Raw genomic sequence first — 19,524 nt, forward strand, 5'->3', positions numbered from 1 at the left:
AACCCAAATCTTAAACCACAGAGTAAAGCAGAACACGGAGAAAACCTTGCAAAATTTATCATTCAGCCATGGGCCATTCAATCGTGATTTTCTCAGTGAGACTCTGTGTTCTACTTGTTTCAGTACTCGGGTTCAAATGTAAAACACCACCATCACTAAACCGCAGCAACACCCAGCATTTCTGCCGCGTGCTGGCGGGTGGTAGAGGTGATTTCCACCCCCCCCAGCATGCGGGCGATTTCTTCGATGCGCTCTTCCACACTCAGCATATGGATGGTGCTTAATACGCCGGATTTAGACTGGGTTTTGCTGACCTGCAGCTGCTGAAACCCGCAGGCGGCCACTTGGGGCAGATGAGTGATACACAGCACCTGCCTCGCCGCACCCAAGTCCGCCAGCATGCGGCCAACAATCTCGGCCACACGGCCACCAATTCCCACATCCACCTCATCAAAAATCAGCGTGGGCACATTGGCAACTTGACTGGTGATCACTTGCAGGGCAAGGCTGATACGCGATAGCTCACCACCCGACGCTACCTTAGCCATCGCTCTGGCTGGGGTACTTGGATGATTAGCCACCATAAACTCAACCGTTTCTAAACCAAAGCTCGCAGGCGCTTCATGAGGGTGCAGGGCAATTTCAAAACGGCTGCCCACCAACGCCAGCAGTTGCAATTCTTTAGTCACCATTTTTGAGAGCTTATCGGCGGCGCTTTTACGGCTGGCCGTCAATTGCTTAGCGGCCTTGCGATAGTCCGCTTCCAGCTTTTCTGCGCGGCGGCGCACCGCATCCAGCCCTGCACTACCGCCTAATTCGGCCAGTCGCTGCTGCCAAGCGGCTAGTTTTTCCGGCAACTCAACAGGTTCTACCCGATATTTACGCGCCATGCGAAAGATGGCATCTAGGCGGCTTTCTACATCGGCAAGGCGGGCCGGATCCAGCTCTAAGTGATCGGCATAACGGCGCAATGCATACACGGATTCGGTCAGCTGCGCTTCGGCACTGGCCAGCAGCTCCAGTGTTTCCGAGATACCCGCATCAAAATCAGCCAGACCGGCTAAGCGCCCCGCCACCGATCCCAACCAGGACTGGCAATTTTCATCACCATCGGCCAGCATCAGCAAGCCACTTTGCACGCCTTCAATTAGGCTAGCAGCATGGTGCAGGCGTTTGTGCTCGGCTTGCAGCTCCGGCCATTCTGCGGCGGTAAATTGCAAGGCGGCCACTTCATCCACCTGCCATTGCAAACGTTCGCGCTCGGCATCAAAAGCCTCAGCGTTATTTTCGGCAATCGCCAGCTCATCAACGACGTTTTTCCAATCTTTAAAAAGTACCGCTACGTCTTTTGCAAGGCCGGTGCATTCTGCGTAGCCATCGACTAATTCGCGTTGCACTTCCGAGCGCAGCAAGGATTGTGGCGCGTGCTGGCCGTGGATATCGACCAGCTGCTCACCCAGTAATTTAAGCTGCGTCAGCGTCGCGGCAATGCCATTAATCCAGGCGCGAGATTTACCATTGCTATCGATGCTGCGGCGAATCAGTAATTCCTCTGGCTCGTCCCCAAGTAAAGCTTCTTCTTCAAGCCAAGCCCGCGCATTTTTAGGCGGGGCAAATCGTGCTTGTAAATCGGCTTTTTCAGCACCGTGGCGCACCACCGCACTTTCTGCCCGCCCACCCAAGAGCAAACCTAGCGCATCAATCACGATAGATTTACCGGCCCCTGTTTCACCGGTTAAGGTGGTCAGGCCCGAACGAAAGTCAAGAGACAGCTCTTGTACAATGACAAAGGATTTAAGCGAAATAGAAAGCAGCATGGCGCTTTTTTACACCTTGGTTACGGTTGCCACGGATAAACCCAAATCTTAAAACACGGAATAAAAAAGAACATGGAGGATCTCAGAGAAAAGTTTAAGTTTCATGGTTTTCTCTGTGTAAACAGTCTCCTCCGTGCTCTCTGAGATTCAAGATTTGGTTTTTGAGTTAAATAGAGGCATCACTTACAAGCGCTCGCCCCAGCGCAGTTTTTCGCGCAGGGTGTCGTAGTAGTGATAACTATTCGGGTGCAACACCCTTAAGGTATTACGGTAGCGGCTAATCAGCACCCGGTCTTTTTCTTGTAAATCACAGTGAGACTGATTGTCGTAATACACCCGCGCATCCTGGGCCCGGGTCAGCAAAAACTCAACGGCACAGGTGTCATTCACCACAATCGGGCGATTTGATAAGGATTGCGGGCAAATGGGCACCAGCGCAATCGCGGGCAGGCTGGGGTGCAAAATCGGCCCGCCGGATGCAAGTGCATAAGCAGTGGAGCCGGTGGGTGTTGAAATAATCAGACCATCCGAGCGCTGGCTGTATACAAAGCGCCCATCGATAAAGATTTCAAATTCGATCATAGCGCCGGTATTTCCCCGGCTGAACACCACATCATTAAATGCTAAAGCGTTGTCAATTTCATGACCATCACGCACCACGGTGGTTTCCAGCAGAATGCGCTCTTCGGGGATAAATTCGCCATACAGCATGGCCATCACCAGCTCGTCCATTTCATCAACCGAGATATCGGTCATAAAACCCAGACGGCCCTGATTAATCCCTACCAGCGGAATACGGTAAGGAGCCAGCAGGCGCGCCACACCCAGCATGGTGCCATCGCCGCCCAGCACAATCACTAAATCTGCTACTTTGCCGATATTATCGCGGCTAACATCCTGATGTTCAGTGATGCCATGCTCTTCTGCTGTGGCTTGATCGAGCAAAACTTTAACACCTGCTGCCGCCAAAAGTGCAGCTAGGCGGCGAATGGGTTCGTCTAAAGTGGGTGTGCCAGTACGCCCCACAACAGCGATGGTTTTGAACAGTAGACTTTGCATAAGCTCATTAGACCCGATTTTTTAATAAATAACAGCAGCAGTCAGTTAATTAAGGTGCTTCGCAGGTGTTTTCACCTGGCAAGTGCTTGCCCGAAAGCGAAACTCCTTGTAAAACGAAGTAAGATTCGCAATATAGCTCACCACCATCACCCAATATGCTGAACGATCGTTCTCAAATTCTACTTAAAACCCTCGTCGAACGCTACATTGCTGAAGGCCAGCCTATTGGCTCCAAAGCCTTGCAGCATTTTTCAGGGCTGGATATCAGCTCTGCAACGATCAGAAATACCATGGTTGATTTAGAAGCGCTGGGCTTTGTGGCCAGCCCGCACACCTCGGCTGGCCGCATACCCACCGTACTGGGCTACCGGCTTTTTGTTGATTCATTGCTTACGGTGCAAACTTTAGATTCCCCAACCCTGAGCGAATTACAGCTGCCGGTAGACAGCCCGCAACGCAGCGTTGCGGCGGCTTCACAGGTTTTATCACAGCTCACCCAATTTGCAGGCCTAGTACAAAGCCCCAGACGCCATGATATTTTGCTTAAGCAAATTGAATTTATGCAGCTGTCAGAACGGCGTGTTTTGCTGATTCTGGTGACCAGCGATGGCGATGTACAAAATCGAATTTTACAAACCGAGCGCATTTATTCCGCAAGCGAGCTGACTGAAGCCGCGCACTTTTTAAATGAATATTGCTCGGGTAAAACACTGGCGGCATTAAGTCACATTGTACAAAAGGAATTAGTCAGCCTGAAAAGCGATATTGTCAGCCTGATGAATGCCGCCGTTGCAGTGGGCGCAGAATTAAGCAAACGCAGCGATTCTGTGGTGATTGCAGGCGAGCACCAGCTGCTGGGGGTAGGCGATTTATCCTCTAATGTGGCCAGAATGCGTCAGCTATTTGCCCTTTTCGAGCAAAAAACCGCCCTGCTGCAACTGCTGGACTTAGGCAACCATGCCGATGGTGTAAAAATATATATCGGCGGCGAATCGGGCCTAGCCCCCTTAGACGAGTGCTCAGTAATCACAGCGCCTTATCGCGTCAATGGCGAAATTGTTGGCACACTAGGGGTAATTGGCCCCACCCGCATGGATTATGAAAGGGTGATTCCCATCGTGGATATCACCGCCCAGCTCTTATCCTCAGCACTCTCTTTGTGACATTTTTGCCAGTTATTCCTATTTAATATTCCCGCATCATTGCACTGCCTTTCGTAGATAATGTGGGTTACTTTAAGAAAAGCGAAAATCATGCGTAAATTTTTACCCCTGTTATTAGTCAGCCTGATGGGCATGGCGCACGCCGACGAGGCTTTAGTTGCGCGAGAAGATGTGCAGGCTTATATCAAGGCTACTGCAGCAACTTATCAATTCAGTGAAGAAGAACTGGTGCAAACGCTAAGCCGGGCTACGCATAAAAGCAATGTGCTGGATATTTTAGACCGCCCATCTACCGCCCGTCCCTGGTATACCTTCCGCGTTAATTTTGTAAATCCTGCACGCAGCCTAGCAGGCGCTAAATTCTGGCGCGAGCACGCGATTGCGATCAAAGAAATCAGCGAACGCTACGGGGTAGAGCCTGAAGTCATTGTGGCTATTCTGGGGGCAGAAACGAATTACGGCAAAAACACCGGCAGCTTTCATATTTTAGATGTACTGAGCACCATTGCTTTTGATTACCCGCGCCGCGCCGAATTTTTTCAAAAAGAACTAACTGAATTCCTCTTACTGGCCCGTGAAGAAAAAGAAGACCCCATGGACTTTACTGGCTCCTACGCTGGAGCCATGGGCTGGCCACAATTTATGCCTTCATCGTTCCGTCAGTATGCCGTCGATTACGATCAGAACGGCCATCGTGACATCTGGAATCACCCCAACGACGCCATCGCCAGCGTGGCAAATTACTTAAAAGCACATGGCTGGGAGAAAGGGCAACCAGCCTATGCCGCAGTCAATATCAATGCCGATATGAGCGATATCTTTGCTGATAAATTTAATCTGCACTACACCGTAGGCCAGCTGATGCAAAAAGGCGTCGTGCCCATCAGTGAGCTCAACACGGAAGACAAAGCCGTGTTATTTTCCCTTGAAACCGAGCCCGGCTTTACCAGCCACTATCTTGGCTTTAATAATTTTTATGTGATTACCCGCTACAACAAAAGTACGCTCTATGCGACAGCGGTGCTGCAACTTTCCGAAAGCATTTTAAAAAGCTATCAGGAAGGTGACGATTTAAAGCCCCCTAAAGCCGCAGCAAAGCCAGTTAAGCCGGTAAAAAAATCAGGCGCATGGCGCTAAACAGCTGAAGGGGCACGGTTTAATCGCGGCACATCCTGTGCGCTTTTTTCCGTCTAGGCTGTACGTACTGCCCCTGGTTTTTCATTCATTGATCAGAACAAAAACAACACATTAAATTGATCCGCTGAAGGCGCTGCCTGTATTGATGGCCAATACAACAACGCAGCCCTTCAGCAGGTAAAGCAGAGCCCTCTGCTGACTCTGGCTCTTTGTTCCCTCAATAAGCCCAACTCTGAGGCCACTATGAAAGCAAGTATCATTATCCTGATTGCCATGATTTGGGGAGGGCTGCAATTTGGTACTGGCGGGGCATTTGGTGCCGGCCTACTGGCTTTTATTGCCTATATTTTATTAAGCAAAAAAAACCCTGCTCCGGTTCAAGATTCTGAAACCTCTGCAAGCGGGGATCATTCACCCGCCCAGCCCGTCCCCGGCAATACGCTGACCCACACCGACCCACTGAGCCTTGAGCAAAGAGTGCTGCAACTGGAGCAATCGCTTGCCACCCTGCAAAACGAAATGCAGCAGCTTAAAGCACAAAACAACAGCCAGATCAGCCCAGCTTTTGAAGCCAGCAGCACGCCCATCTCAGCAGCTCACCCAGTAGAAAACAGCTGGGCCGCAAGCAGCCTGCCAACACCACCTCAGGAAATCACACCAGAAATCAGCAGCCCGCCGCTTAGTCTGGAAATAAACGATATTTCAGCGGTCATGCCTTCTGAAACCAGCACAGCGGATAGTGCCGCAGCGCTCCCCCCCCTCAGCAGACAGACCCTTAGCGAGGAAACTCACGACTCAACAGGCCTTTCTTCCACCGAGCCCCAAGCAGCAGCCACGCCCCCCAGCCCTCAAGCCGCGCCAAGCCGCCCTGCACCACCGCTCCCCCTGCAACCCGCAGAGCCAGACTGGCTCAGCGTGCAATTATCCAAAGCTTTTCAAATGGGCAAAGACTGGCTCTTGGGCGGAAATACCGTAGTGCGGGTCGGGATACTGATTCTGTTTTTTGGCCTAGCGTTTTTACTTAAGTTTGCGGCCGACAACAGCATGCTGCCCGTGGAGTTACGCTTTGCAGGCACCGCCATCGGCGCGATTGTGCTGCTGGTGATTGGTTGGCGATTACGGGATAAGCGCCGCGAATATGCTTTGATTATGCAAGGCGGCGGCGTAGGGGTACTGTACCTCACCGCTTTTACCGCGCTGAAATTTGCAGTGATTCCTGCCGGATTTGCGCTGGTATTTTTGATACTGGTCGGTGTGTTTTCGGCTATTTTAGCCATCAAACAAGATGCCAGATCGCTGGCGGTGATGGGCATTACGGGGGGCTTTTTAGCGCCCATCCTGACGTCAACAGGCCAGGGCAGCCATATTGCACTATTCAGCTATTTTGCCCTGCTTAACGCCGGCATTTTTGCAATGGCCTGGTATAAAACATGGCGGCCGCTTAATTTACTGGGCTTTGTGTTTACCTTTGGGATTGCCACCAGCTGGGGCGCGCTTAAATATAAGCCCGAGCTGCTCGCCAGTACCGAGCCCTTCTTAATTTTATTTTTCCTGTTTTATGTAGGCATTGCCCTGCTCTACGCCCTGCGCCAACAAGTGGCACTTAAAAGCTATGTTGATGGCACGCTGATTTTTGGCACACCGCTGGCCGCCTTTGGCCTGCAAGCTGCGCTGGTCCATGATATTGAATTTGCGCTCGCTGGCAGCGCCGTGGTGCTTTCAGCTTTTTATCTGTCGATTGCACAGTTTTTAAGGGCAAAAAAACGCGACGAGCTGCGTTTGCTGTTTGAAGCTTTACTTGCGCTGGGCGTGCTGTTTGCCACGCTGGCCATCCCACTGGCCTTTGATGCCCGCACCACTGCCGCCAGCTGGGCCGTTGAAGCAGCAGCGATTATCTGGGTGAGCTTACGCCAAGAGCGGCTGCGATCACTCTGCTGCGCTCTGGCTTTGCAAATCATTGCAGGCATTGCCTTCTTTAACCATAGCGGCCCCTTAGCCGACAATGCCTTAGCCATCCTGAACAGCGGCTATATCGGCGGCCTGATGCTGGCGCTATCGGGCTTATTCAGTGGCTATTTAATGCAAAAAGAAGCGGCTCTGGCTTGGTTTAGGCCTGGAAAAATGATTTCCCCCCTTCTCGCAGCGTGGGGATTACTGTGGTGGACAGGCGCAGGCCTAAATGAAATCTGGCAATTTATTATCCACACAGAGCAGTCCTCAGCCATCGCCCTATTTGCCGCTTTCAGCGCATTGCTTGCCAGCCTAGCTTGCAAAAAATGGCAATGGCCGCTGCTGCGCCTGCCCGCTCTGGCGCTGTTTCCTCTGCTGGCGCTAATCAGCATGCCGGTGCTGGCAACGCACACTCACCCACTGGCAGGCTGGGGCTTGCTGGCATGGCCGCTGACCCTGCCGCTGGCACTTTATTTATTATGGCGGCATGAAGACGAAGATCAGCAAGCGCTGCCCATCCTGCACACCGTCGGTATTTGGCTGGCCAGTATTTTAATTGCCGCCGAGCTGGCTTGGCTGATTAGCCAAGCCGTGCCTGAAGGCGTTTGGCGTGCTACCGCATGGCCCATCATCTGCGCCGCCGTGCTTTGGCTGCTGGCGAGCTACGGCAGCAAAATACGCTGGCCCATTGCCCGCTTTTCCCAAAGCTATTTTATTGCAGGCGCTGCTCCGCTGGCGGCTGGCTTACTGCTGTGGGCACTGTTTGCGCTGGGCAGCGACGGCAATCCTGATCCGCTGCCTTATTTGCCGCTACTTAACCCGCTTGATATTGCCCTTGGATCAGGTGTAGTGGCGCTCATAGCCTGGAAGCGAAAGTTACTAAGCCTGCAGCTGCTTGATCTATCCAAATGGACAGCCCCTGTTCTGCTGACGCTGGGATTTTTATGGCTGAACGCCGAATTACTCAGAGTCTTCCACCATTGGGGCGATGAGATTTACAGCCTGAGCACGCTGCTTGATTCGCTCAGAATACAAGCGGTATTTGCGCTGTTCTGGAGCAGCGCATCCATCATCGCCATCCTGATGCTGAAACGCTTTGCCACAGAGGCGTCTTACGCATCGGTGGCAAGCCGCCATGCGCTACGCGGCATATTACTGGTGCTTTGGGCATGGCTATTGGCGGCTAACTTTAACGATGGCAGCTTGCTCAATATTCGCTATCTGCCGCTGCTTAATTTACTGGAGCTGGCACAACTCGCAGTGCTTGGCGCGCTGTATCTGGCATGGCGTGATTTTAAATCGACTTCCGCCGATGCCGAGCTACCCAGCTGGCTGGCTTACACCGCCCTCGCTACCTTATTTATCTGGTTTAACGGCGCCTTGCTGCGCGGCCTGCATCACCTGCTGGCGTTTCCGTTTTCTTTATTAGAAGCACTGCATTCCAGCAGCTTACAACAGATATTCATGCTGGCATGGGGGCTGTTTTCACTGGCGGCACTGCAATTTGCCAAACGGGACAGCATGCTGCGCCTGCTGGCCATTGCCTGCGCACCGGTGATGTTGGTGATGTGGCTATGGACTTTCTACGCCAACCTCAGCCAGGCCGGCAGCCGCTGGCCGCTGATCAATCCGCTGGATTTAATTCAGATCGGTATCTTTGCCCTCTTGGCGCTGTGGCTCTACCGAGTGGACAAGCTGCGCGGCGGGCTGCCAGTGCAATGGCTAAAAATCGGCGCAGGTGCCACGCTGTTTGTCTGGCTGAACGGCGTATTGCTGCGCACCTTGCATCACTGGGGCGATGTGCCCTATCAGCTGGGGCCACTATTGCAATCGACACTGGTGCAAGCTGCGCTTTCAATATTCTGGACGTTACTTGCCTTTGGCTTAATGCTCTATGCCACCCGAAAAACCGACAGATCACTCTGGTTTAGCGGCGCGGCACTGCTCGTCATCGTGGTCGGCAAGCTGTTTATGCTTGATCTGTCCAGAATCAGCGGCATCGAGCGCATCATCAGCTTTATTGGTGTGGGCGTCTTACTGCTTATCATTGGCTATTTATCACCGCTGCCGCCCAAAAAGGAAGAGCCATGAGATTAATCTGCACGCTGATCTTATGTATCAGCCCCCTAGTTTGGGCAAAAAAACCCACGGCAGCGCCGCTGCCTTCGCCGCTAACACCTGCTGTTTTCAGCCATCAGCAAGCCTTGTTATTAAGTGAATCATCGCCCTTTTACCGGCTGGGTGTGCCTGTCACGGTATATCAATTTAGCCAGAGGGCCGACTTAGGCGATTTACGGGTTTTCAACGCGGCGGGCGAGCTGGTGCCCTATGCGCTGGAAACAAACGCAGCACCTCAACAAAATCAGCTCAGCCAGACCGCCCTGCGTTTTTTTCCTTATGGCAGCAAGTCCAGCACTGAGCAGCGTGATGTTTCGATTCAAATCAGCAGCAACGGACAACTCAACGCACAGAGCCATACCGTCAGCAAGCAGCAGGAGCTCAGCTATATTGTTGACGCCTCGCAAATCAAAGGGCAGCTAGAGTCGCTGATTCTGAGCTGGCAGGAAGCCAACTATCAGGGCCAGATCAGGCTAGCTGCCAGTGACGATTTGCAACAATGGCGGGCGCTGGGCAGCACAGAAATCATCCAGCTTGATTATCAAGGCCAAACGCTCAGCCAGCCGAAAGTGGAATTGGGCGGCATCCGCGCCAAATATCTGCGCATCAGCAGCGACTCCCCGCTTACACTTAAAGAAGTGCGCCTGCAATCATCCATAGCGCAATCTGCCCCGGCAAAAAGAGCATGGCTTGCGCCTGTCACCGCACAACGTCAACAAGCCGGAGAATATCAATTTGATCTGGGCGTGCATGCCCCAATTGATAGGCTGGAGCTGACCTTGCCGCAGCTCAACACCGTGGTGCAAGCATCGCTGGCCAGCCGCGCCACCCCTGCCGAGCCCTGGCAGAGCGAGCAAAGCACCACGCTCTATCGCTTACAAAGCAAATCCAGCGAAGCCCACAGCCCTGCGCTATCCATCAGCCCCAACAACCATCGCTACTGGCGTTTAAGTGTGAATCAAAGCAGTGGCGGGCTAGGCCAAGGCCTGCCGCAACTGAAAGCGGGCTGGATACCCCAGCAAATCGCCTTCGTCGCCCGCGGGCAAGCGCCATTTGTATTGGCCTTTGGCAATGCACGGGTAAGCAGCGCGGCACTGAATACTGCAGATCTAATCATCGGCAACGTAGCCGCGTCAGCAACAGCGGGCGCTCTGCTCACTAAAACAGCTGCTCCGGCACCAGCTCTGGCCAGTTCCCCCTCATCCGCTCGCAGCTATGGACTATGGGCGGCTTTGGTTTTGGCAGTAGGGGTATTGGGGGCGATGGCCTGGAAACTGATCCGGCCAGCACAGGAGTAAGCCATGTCGGATCACTTTTCACAGGTTTCAGCACACTATTTCACAAGTAGACCGCATTACCCCAAAGCTCTTTTTGAGTGGCTGGCTGGGCTCTGCCCTGAGCGGCAACAGGCATGGGATTGTGGTGCGGGAAGTGGTCAGGCAAGCACTGATTTAGCCTTACACTTTGAATCTGTCCTGGCCAGTGATATCAGCCAAGCACAGCTTGATTTACTCCCAAAAAATCCAAAGATACTTACCCGGTGCACCAGCGCAGCAGATAGCCATCTACTGCCCAATAGCGTGGATCTTATTTGCATTGCTCAGGCACTGCACTGGTTTGATTTGGATGCTTTTTATACGGAAGCAAAGCGAGTTTTAAAAAAAGAGGGGCTGATTGCCGCTTGGTGCTATGGCACGCCCATCATTGGCGATGAGCATATTAATCAACTATTCCAGGACTTTTATCAAAACGGCGTGGGCGCTTATTGGCCACCAGAGAGAAAACACGTTGAAAATGGCTATGCCAGTCTGTCTTTTCCATTTTCCCAGCTATGCAGCCCAAACTTTGAGCTTAGAGAAAAATGGCAGCTAGAGCAATTATTGGGCTATGTGCAAAGCTGGTCGGCCACTGCACTATTTATTCAGCAGGAAGGGTATGACCCCGTTGATACACTCAGGAATGCTTTGGCTGAAGAATGGCAGACTGAAATCACCATCATCTGGCCGCTTACCTTATTAGCAGGGCGTACAGCTTCTTAGCTCTTATTTATTTTACGTATTTTATTAACAATTTATTGAGTTCGCCAGAGCGTTTCATTTGCTGTATTTCTTTATTTATTAAATCTCTCAGCGCTTTGCCCAGCGGGTCTTTTTTGGTAAAGATCATATGGAATTTATTTTCTTCCACGCCTGGCAATATCGCCATACCCAGCTGGGCATCCCCTATAAAATCGTAGGCCCCAACCTCACCCATTCCCGTAATTGCTTCAATATCTTCAGCAAAAACATCGACCCGGCCTGCATGCAGCATTTTAACTAAAGCAATGTAATCTACCGTTCTGCTTATCTTTTCTTTATTTACATCCACCAGCGCTGAATAGGCATAGCCGTTGATACCCCCCATTGTGTAATTATTTAAATCAGCTTGTGATTTAATACTCAACCCCGTGGGGTGTGTTTTTTTAGAGTAAAAATAATAATAATGTGTTTGATAAAATGAATCAGAAAAGAGATATGCCCGTTCACGATCCGGGTTTTTTGTTGCATTTAATATCATCTGATATTGCTTACCCTGCTCCACTTCAAACATACATCGTTTCCATGGCAATAATTCAATTTTATATTTAATTTTATTTTTTACAAAGACAGCCTGTATAACATCAACAGAAAACCCTTTAACACTCTGGGTTTTAACCCCCTTTTCACGCTCATAAAAGGTATAGGGCGGCCACTCTGCAACATCATCGCAGATATTAATCGTGGGCCATTCATTGGCACAGGCGGAAGCAGAAAGAAATAATAAAATCAGTCTATACATAAGAGCTCCACTGCAAATTTATGCCAGTGTAGACCATTTATGTGTTTGGAAAATCCGCTCAGAACAAAAGAGTGCACTCCCCCAAACCTATAAAAAAACATGGCAAGGGGAGCTTCAATCTTTATTTATTCATTTCACGCTGACGGCGGCTTTCAGCAAGAATAATCCCGCTGGCAACCGATACATTCAAGCTTTCTACCGAACCAAACATCGGGATAGATACCAAGGTATCGCAGGATTCACGCGTCAGGCGGCGCATGCCTTCGCCTTCATTACCCAATACCCAGGCCAGCGGGCCGGTTTGGTTAAAATGATGCAAGTCGGTTTTAGCATCGGCGTCCGTTCCCACAATCCAGACATTCTGGTCTTTTAAATCACGCAAAGTACGCGCCAAATTAGTGACCATGATGTAAGGGATAACTTCAGCAGCGCCGCAAGCCACTTTAGATACAGTGGCGTTAATGCTCACCGATTTATCTTTAGGTGCAATCACAGCATGCACGCCCATTGCATCCGCCACGCGCAGGCAAGCGCCCAGATTATGCGGATCGGTAATCCCATCCAGAATCAGCAAAAATGGTGGCTCGCTCAAGTCTTCCAGAACGTCTTCCAGCACCACATAGGATTTACCCGCATCAATCATCGCCGCTACGCCTTGATGGCGGGCGTGCCCTGTCATGCCATCCAAGCGGGCGGCATCCACCATAATCACATGCACACCCTGCTGCTCTGCTAATTTCAGCAGCTCTTTAGCGCGTGGGTCAGCGCGATTGCCATTAAAAAACAATTCTAAAACGCTGTCTGGAAAACGCTTTACACGGGAAGACACAGCATGAAAGCCGTGAATTAATTTTTTTTGCATCAGTTCTGTACCTAATAAAACGCCGACCCTCTTTATAGATCACCATCATCAACCGCTCTTCAGGCGATTTCAAAATGAATTATAAAATGGAGTCGGCTGTTACCAGCCCTTGCCGGGCCAGATAAATCTCGAGATCATCTGCCGATAATGCACGAGAATATAAATATCCCTGCACACTTTGGCAGCCACTTTTGCGCAAGAATAACATTTGTTGCGTCGTTTCTACGCCTTCACCCACCACAGAAAGGCGTAATTTTCGCGCCATGGCAATAATTGCCTCGGTAATGGCCGCATTATCCGTGTCTTCCGGCAGCCCCTCTACAAAGGAGCGGTCAATTTTCAGGCTATCAATCGGGAAGTGTTTCAGGTTTGAAAGCGATGAATAACCCGTACCAAAATCATCAATGGCCAGCATCACGCCCATGGCTTTCAGCTCATTCAAGGTCTGCACAGCGCGTTGCGGATCCTGCATGATCATGCTTTCAGTAATTTCAAGCTCTAAACGGGAAGCAGCAAGGCCCGTATTTGTGAGCGCCATTTTTACCTGCTGCACCAGATTAGCTTTTTGAAACTGGCGGGGCGATAAATTCACTGCTACATGAGGAATATTAAAACCTGCATCCAGCCAGACACGCATTTGCCTGCAAGCCTCAAACAACACCCATTCTCCAATGGCAACAATCAGGCCATTTTCTTCTGCAAGCGGAATAAAACTTACTGGCGGCACCAGACCAAGGCTGGGATGATTCCAGCGGATCAGGCTTTCTAGGCCACTTAACTGCCCGCTTGCCAGATCAATTTTAGGCTGATAATGCAAACAAAATTGCTTACGCTCTAATGCATGACGCAAGCCGTTTTCCATCATCAGATGCTCTAGTGCCATATCATTCATATTGGCTGCAAAAAACTGCACATTGTTTTTGCCGGTTTCTTTTGCCCTGTACATTGCCACATCGGCATTTTTAAGTAGTGCAGCCGGTGTTTTACCATCGCTTGGATAAACGCTGATCCCGATGGAGCAACTGACAAATAATTCCTGGCCATTAATCAAACAAGGCTGAATCAAGGCCTGGCGCAAACGCTCCGCCACTTGGCCCACTTGCTCAAGGCACACCGTATTTTCAAGTAAGATAGTAAATTCGTCGCCGCCAATCCGGGCCAGTACATCCTTTTCATTTAAAGCATTTTGTAAGCGCTGCGCCACAATCACCAGCATTGCATCGCCAACTTCATGCCCCAGAGTGTCATTAATCGTTTTAAAGCGATCCAGATCAATAAAGAGCACCGCAAACTGGCTCTCTTTTGCCCGCTGCACCGCACTGTGCAGCTGATCCTGCAAGGCCATCCGATTATATAAGCCGGTCAGCGGGTCATGATTTGCCAGATGAAACAAGCGCTGTTCAGCTTCTTTTCTATGGGTGTAATCAGAAAAAACACCCACGTAATTACTCATTCCACCTTGCTCATCCCGCACCGCGCTGATAGACAGCCAAGCCGGATAGGTTTCACCATTTTTCCGCCGGTCTTCCATCTCACCCTGCCAATGCCCATAAGCCTGCAGCTCGGAGAGCATGGATTGATTAACGGCCCGCCCGCTGCCGCGCTGATTAAACATCCGAGAAACACGGCCAATGGCATCTGCAGAATCAAAACCTGTAATCCGGCTGAATGCCGGATTCACCGCCACAATTCTGGCGTTGGCATCGGTAATCAGAATGCCTTCACTGGCATTGCCAAATACCTGAGCAGCAAGGCGAGTGCTTTTTGCGGCTACAAATTCTTCCTGATTTGAAGCCGCCAGCACCACCCCCGTTACGACGACAGAAAGCAGCAGCAATAAGCTCGATAACAAGCCGCCGGGCCACACCGAGCCAGAATGAGAAAAAATGGCCAGTAAACCGACCACAATCCCAAGCACACCATTACCCACATGGCCTAAACGAAGGGCAGACCAAATCATAAGTGGAAACAATAAAAACATCAGCTCCTGATAGCCATGAAACTGTCGCAATAAAATGGCACCAAAGCTGGCGATGGCCACTATCAGCATCATTTCAGGCAAACGCCCAGGCCAGACAATGGCTTTTTGGTGCAATAAACCAAGGCAAAGAGGAACAACAATCAGAATAAATAAGGCGTCGCCCAGCCACCATGAAACCCAGTCAGAAAAAAGGGCAACAGAAGGAAGGGGAAAGAAAACACTTTGAATCAAAACGCCACAACTGGCCCCAAAAAAGGCCCCCACCAACGGGCCGGCAAGGATTAATCGCAAGCTGTCTTTTACCCTCAGCTCTCCATCCAGCACAAACCGCGGCAATAATGAAACAATCAGTAAAGGCTGCAAAACCTCAAGTAAAGAGAGTTGCACCACACCCCATAAAGGGTAACCTTGTAAAGCTGGCAACAGCCACGAAACGGATGCAATCGTCAATAAAGTACGTGAACCGCATAATAATAATGCCGCAACACCCACACCGGTATGTAAGTTAAATAAATGCTGCCCCGATGACAACTTCCAGCTAAGAAACCCAGACAGGCTATATACTGAAGCAATAAGAAGCTGCTGTAGCCATGGCCTACGCATTAATATTGCTCTCCCCAAAACTAATTATTTTTTTAGATACCTAACAGGTAAATCTAATATTTGGTAAGCATCATTAGATAGTTACCCAAAAAAATCAAGCCCCAGCTTTCTCAAACAGATCAGGCAGGACGGGTATAATCCGCCACTACGCTTTCTAAGAATGCCATCTGCCATGACACTACCTGCACTTCCACTGAACGGCCAACGTACCCAAATCAATGCCTTACATGGCTCCGGCGATGCTTTGGCATTAAGCCATTACGCCGATGTTTCGCATCCTTTGGTGGTGTTTACATCCAATGCGCAGGTGGCCAGCCGCTTAAAAGAAGAGCTCAGCTTTCTGGCCCCAGAAAAAAATATCGTGCTTTTCCCTGATTGGGAAACGCTGGCCTACGATCATTTCAGCCCTCACCACGATTTAATTTCAGAGCGTCTGGCGGCTTTATGGCAAATCCGTCAAAACCAGGCTGATGTCGTGATTGTGCCGGTACAAACGGCAATGGGTGTTTTACCCCCGGTAGAATATCTGGCGGCTTACACTTTCTTCCTGAATAAGGGAGAGAAGCTTGATGCAGATCAGCTGCGTGCCGATATGGCCTTTGCAGGTTACAGCCACGTTACCCAGGTGTATGGCCCGGGTGAATTTTCGATTCGTGGCGGCTTAATTGATTTATTCCCCATGGGTTCTACCCTGCCTTACCGGCTGGATTTATTCGGCGATGTGATCGAAACCATCCGCACTTTCGATGTAGACACCCAGCGTAGCCTTTATCCTGTTCCCGAAATTCGCCTACTGCCCGCGCGTGAGTTTCCGCTGGATGAAAAGGGACGCACCCAGTTCAGGCAGCGCTTTAGGGAAGTATTTGAAGGCGACCCTAGCAAGGCGCGTATTTATAAAGAAATTGGCAACGGCAGCACCCCGGCCGGGATTGAATACTATCTGCCACTGTTTTTTGAGCAAACCGCCACGCTGTTTGATTACCTCCCCAAAGACGCGGTGTTGGTGCAGCATGGCGAGTTATTGCAGGCTGCCGAGCAATTCTGGGCGGAAACCGCCGACCGTTACCGAAATTTATCCGGCGATAAAGAACGGCCGATTCTGCCACCTAAAGATCTTTACCTCAGCCCTGATGCCCTATTTAGCGGCTTAAAAAAACACCGTCGTATCGAGTTTATTAGCGGTGAGTCAACGTTAACCACCGCCCTGCCCGCTTTAAATGTGGACCGCCGCAGCGACAACCCGATCAGCAAGCTCAGTGATTTTATTGCCAGCTACAGTGGCCGTATCCTGCTCTGCGCCGAAAGCCTGGGTCGCCGCGAAACCATGGCACAGTTTTTTGCCGAATACGGGCTAAAACCCAAGCTGATCGACAATTGGTCCGACATCAAAGCGAGTAAAGATAAGGTGCTGCTAGCCGCAGCCCCCTTTTACCACGGCTTTATTCTGGATAACGACCACTTAGCCATTATCACCGAAGCCAATCTTTACGAGGTGGTAGCGCAAAGCCGTGGCAAGCGTCAGCAAAAACGCAGCAATACCGATGCGATGTTGCGTGATTTATCCGAGCTAAAAATTGGCGATGCCGTGGTACACGAAGGCCACGGCATTGGCCGCTACTCTGGCCTGACCAGCATGGATCTGGGCGAGGGTGAAACCGAACTGGTGGTCATCGAATACGCAGGCAACGATAAGCTCTACGTGCCTGTCAGCCAGCTACACGTCATCAGCCGTTATTCTGGTGGCAGCGCAGACGCTGCACCCTTACATAAACTGGGCAGCGGCAGCTGGGATAAATCCAAGCGTAAAGCGGCCGAGCAAGTCAGAGACACCGCTGCCGAGCTACTTAACCTTTACGCCCGCCGCGCCGCGCGTAAGGGCCATGCCTTTGAATGGGATTTCCACGATTACGCCGCCTTTGCCGCAGGCTTTGGCTTTGACGAAACTGCCGATCAGGCCGCAGCGATTGAAGCCGTACTGGTGGATATGCGTATTGATAAGCCGATGGACAGGCTGGTCTGTGGTGATGTGGGCTTTGGTAAAACCGAAGTGGCGCTGCGCGCCGCCTTTGCAGCGGTAGCCGGTGGCAAGCAGGTGGCCGTACTGGTGCCCACCACGCTATTAGCCGAGCAACACTTCCAAACCTTTAGCGATCGTTTTTCTGACTGGCCAATTAAAGTAGCCGAAATCTCGCGCTTTAGAAGCGCCAAGGAAGCCACGGCCACCATGAAAGGCATGAGCGACGGCACAGTGGACATTGTGATCGGCACGCATAAGCTGGTGCAGCCGGATGTGGAATTCAACCGACTGGGTCTTGTCATTATCGACGAAGAACACCGCTTTGGGGTGCGGCAAAAAGAGCAGCTTAAAGCGCTGCGCGCCGATGTGGACGTACTCACCCTCACCGCCACACCGATTCCTCGCACACTGGCGATGAGTCTGGAAGGCTTGCGTGACTTTTCTGTGATTGCCACTGCACCGAATAAACGTCTGGCGGTTAAAACCTTTCTCGCCAAATTCAGCGACGGCATTATCCGTGAAGCGGTATTACGCGAGCTAAAGCGCGGCGGCCAAGTGTTCTTTTTGCATAATGAAGTCGATACCATCGACAATATGCGCGAAAAACTCACGGCGCTCTTGCCCGAAGCCCGTGTGGGCGTGGCCCATGGCCAGATGCGGGAGCGAGATCTTGAGCATGTGATGCGTGACTTTGCCCAGCAGCGTTTCAATATTCTGCTTTGCACCACGATTATCGAAACCGGGATCGACATCCCCAACGCCAATACCATTTTGATGAACCGCGCCGATAAATTTGGCTTGGCGCAATTACACCAGATGCGTGGCCGCGTTGGCCGCAGCCATCACCAGGCTTACGCCTATCTACTGGTTCCCGAGCCAGAAGCACTGTCCGGCGACGCTAAAAAGCGCCTTGAAGCGATTCAGATGATGGATGAATTGGGTGCAGGGTTTTATCTGGCCATGCACGATTTGGAAATCCGTGGTGCGGGTGAAGTGCTGGGTGATTCGCAATCAGGCGAGATGCAAGAAATTGGCTTCTCGCTCTACAGCCAGATGCTCAAAGAAGCGGTTAAATCACTCAAAAAAGGCATCGAGCCCGATTTATCCCAGCCACTGGGCGTGACCACCGAAATCAATTTGCGCGCCCCAGCCCTACTGCCAGCCGAATACTGCCCCGATGTGAACGAGCGGCTCAGCCTGTATAAACGCCTAGCCCATTGTGAAAGCAATGACGATCTGGATGACATCATGCAAGAGCTGATCGACCGCTTTGGCCTCTTACCTGCGCCTGCCAAAGTGCTACTCGATTGCCACCGCCTGCGTATGATTGCAGGCACCCTTGGCATTGCTAAAATCGACGCTGCCGACAACGCTATCGTCATCAGCTTTACTACTAATACCGTGATCGAGCCGATGAAAATCATTAAGCTCATCCAGAACAAAAAGAACTACAAAATGAGTGGCCAGGATAAATTGCGGGTAGAAGGGAATTGGCCAGAAAGCACCCTGCGTGTGGTCAGAGTAAAAGAGCTATTGCATGAGTTAAGCCATTGAGACATTGATGTGCCGATTATCCTTAGGGTGAGTTAGGCAGACTGGAAGATTAAATAAATAGACAACAAGCGCCTAGCCGTAAGCCACCGCAGCGTGATGGTGGGTTACGGCCGAAATGGATCAGTCTGCTCATCAGCATCAAGGGTGGCCTAAGCCACCCTAGGCTATTCGCATCAGCAAACTCTCGCGGTTCAAACCGCGCCTATAAAAGCATATAGAGCCCAAATGAATACAGCATCCGCATCTTCACCTCCCAATAATCTGCCCCGCTACCGCTTAATCACAGGCCCGGATGACGCCAGTTTTTGCCATAGAATTAGCGAAGCACTAGATATGGGCTATCAGCTGTATGGCTCGCCCTCGGCCACGTTCAATGGTCAGAGTGTCATCGTTGCCCAGGCTGTGCTCTGGCCTTCACTTTAATTCTGCCTCATTCCACATTCATA

At 51.1% G+C, this 19,524-nt stretch carries 12 protein-coding genes; 7 read left to right on the forward strand and 5 right to left on the reverse strand.

Translation table 11 applies throughout. The features are described from left to right. Positions 1 to 155: 155 nt before the first annotated feature. Positions 156 to 1,817 carry a DNA repair protein RecN gene (gene recN / locus DYD62_RS14455; protein WP_115227986.1) on the reverse strand — a complete coding sequence of 554 codons (1,662 nt, stop codon included), beginning with the start codon at positions 1,815 to 1,817 and terminating at the stop codon, positions 156 to 158. A gap of 183 nt (positions 1,818 to 2,000) precedes the next feature. Then, entirely contained in the window at positions 2,001 to 2,876 is an 876-nt protein-coding gene (locus DYD62_RS14460; RefSeq protein ID WP_115227987.1) for an NAD kinase, read from the reverse strand. Between the two features lie 155 nt (positions 2,877 to 3,031). Here DYD62_RS14460 and hrcA point away from each other — a divergent pair, with 155 nt between their 5' ends. The 5 genes from hrcA to DYD62_RS14485 all read left to right on the forward strand — a co-directional run bounded on the left by hrcA (position 3,032) and on the right by DYD62_RS14485 (position 11,283). Continuing rightward, the gene (gene hrcA, locus DYD62_RS14465) at positions 3,032 to 4,039 is read left to right on the forward strand and encodes a heat-inducible transcriptional repressor HrcA (protein WP_115227988.1); all 1,008 of its coding nucleotides are present in this window, start codon (positions 3,032 to 3,034) and stop codon (positions 4,037 to 4,039) included. Between the two features lie 90 nt (positions 4,040 to 4,129). After that, on the forward strand, positions 4,130 to 5,176 hold the full coding sequence (gene mltB / locus DYD62_RS14470) for a lytic murein transglycosylase B (protein WP_115227989.1): 1,047 nt from the start codon (positions 4,130 to 4,132) through the stop codon (positions 5,174 to 5,176). A 243-nt stretch (positions 5,177 to 5,419) separates the two neighbouring features. After that, on the forward strand, positions 5,420 to 9,217 hold the full coding sequence (locus tag DYD62_RS14475; protein WP_115227990.1) for a DUF2339 domain-containing protein: 3,798 nt from the start codon (positions 5,420 to 5,422) through the stop codon (positions 9,215 to 9,217). Beyond that, positions 9,214 to 10,542, forward strand: coding sequence for a DUF3999 domain-containing protein (locus DYD62_RS14480; RefSeq protein WP_115227991.1), 1,329 nt, complete (start codon positions 9,214 to 9,216; stop codon positions 10,540 to 10,542). The genes DYD62_RS14475 and DYD62_RS14480 overlap by 4 nt, the downstream gene beginning before the upstream one ends. A 3-nt stretch (positions 10,543 to 10,545) precedes the next feature. Beyond that, the gene (locus DYD62_RS14485) at positions 10,546 to 11,283 is read left to right on the forward strand and encodes a class I SAM-dependent methyltransferase (RefSeq protein ID WP_115227992.1); all 738 of its coding nucleotides are present in this window, start codon (positions 10,546 to 10,548) and stop codon (positions 11,281 to 11,283) included. Between the two features lie 7 nt (positions 11,284 to 11,290). Here DYD62_RS14485 and DYD62_RS14490 read toward each other — a convergent pair whose 3' ends face one another. The 3 genes from DYD62_RS14490 to DYD62_RS14500 all read right to left on the reverse strand — a co-directional run bounded on the left by DYD62_RS14490 (position 11,291) and on the right by DYD62_RS14500 (position 15,507). Further along, the gene (locus DYD62_RS14490; RefSeq protein WP_115227993.1) at positions 11,291 to 12,061 is read right to left on the reverse strand and encodes a substrate-binding periplasmic protein; all 771 of its coding nucleotides are present in this window, start codon (positions 12,059 to 12,061) and stop codon (positions 11,291 to 11,293) included. 121 nt (positions 12,062 to 12,182) lie between these two features. Further along, positions 12,183 to 12,926 carry a 23S rRNA (guanosine(2251)-2'-O)-methyltransferase RlmB gene (gene rlmB / locus DYD62_RS14495; protein ID WP_115227994.1) on the reverse strand — a complete coding sequence of 248 codons (744 nt, stop codon included), beginning with the start codon at positions 12,924 to 12,926 and terminating at the stop codon, positions 12,183 to 12,185. A gap of 76 nt (positions 12,927 to 13,002) precedes the next feature. Continuing rightward, the gene (locus tag DYD62_RS14500) at positions 13,003 to 15,507 is read right to left on the reverse strand and encodes a bifunctional diguanylate cyclase/phosphodiesterase (protein WP_115227995.1); all 2,505 of its coding nucleotides are present in this window, start codon (positions 15,505 to 15,507) and stop codon (positions 13,003 to 13,005) included. Positions 15,508 to 15,679: 172 nt separating this feature from the next. Between DYD62_RS14500 and mfd the strand changes: the two genes are divergently transcribed. Together mfd and DYD62_RS14510 are read left to right on the forward strand one after the other, a co-directional pair. Beyond that, positions 15,680 to 19,078, forward strand: a complete 3,399-nt coding sequence (gene mfd / locus DYD62_RS14505) for a transcription-repair coupling factor (RefSeq protein ID WP_115228313.1) — start codon at positions 15,680 to 15,682, stop codon at positions 19,076 to 19,078. A gap of 225 nt (positions 19,079 to 19,303) precedes the next feature. Next, the gene (locus DYD62_RS14510) at positions 19,304 to 19,501 is read left to right on the forward strand and encodes a DUF1737 domain-containing protein (RefSeq protein ID WP_115227997.1); all 198 of its coding nucleotides are present in this window, start codon (positions 19,304 to 19,306) and stop codon (positions 19,499 to 19,501) included. Positions 19,502 to 19,524: the final 23 nt, after the last annotated feature.

Source organism: Iodobacter fluviatilis (genome assembly GCF_900451195.1).
Taxonomy (GTDB): Bacteria; Pseudomonadota; Gammaproteobacteria; order Burkholderiales; family Chitinibacteraceae; genus Iodobacter; species Iodobacter fluviatilis.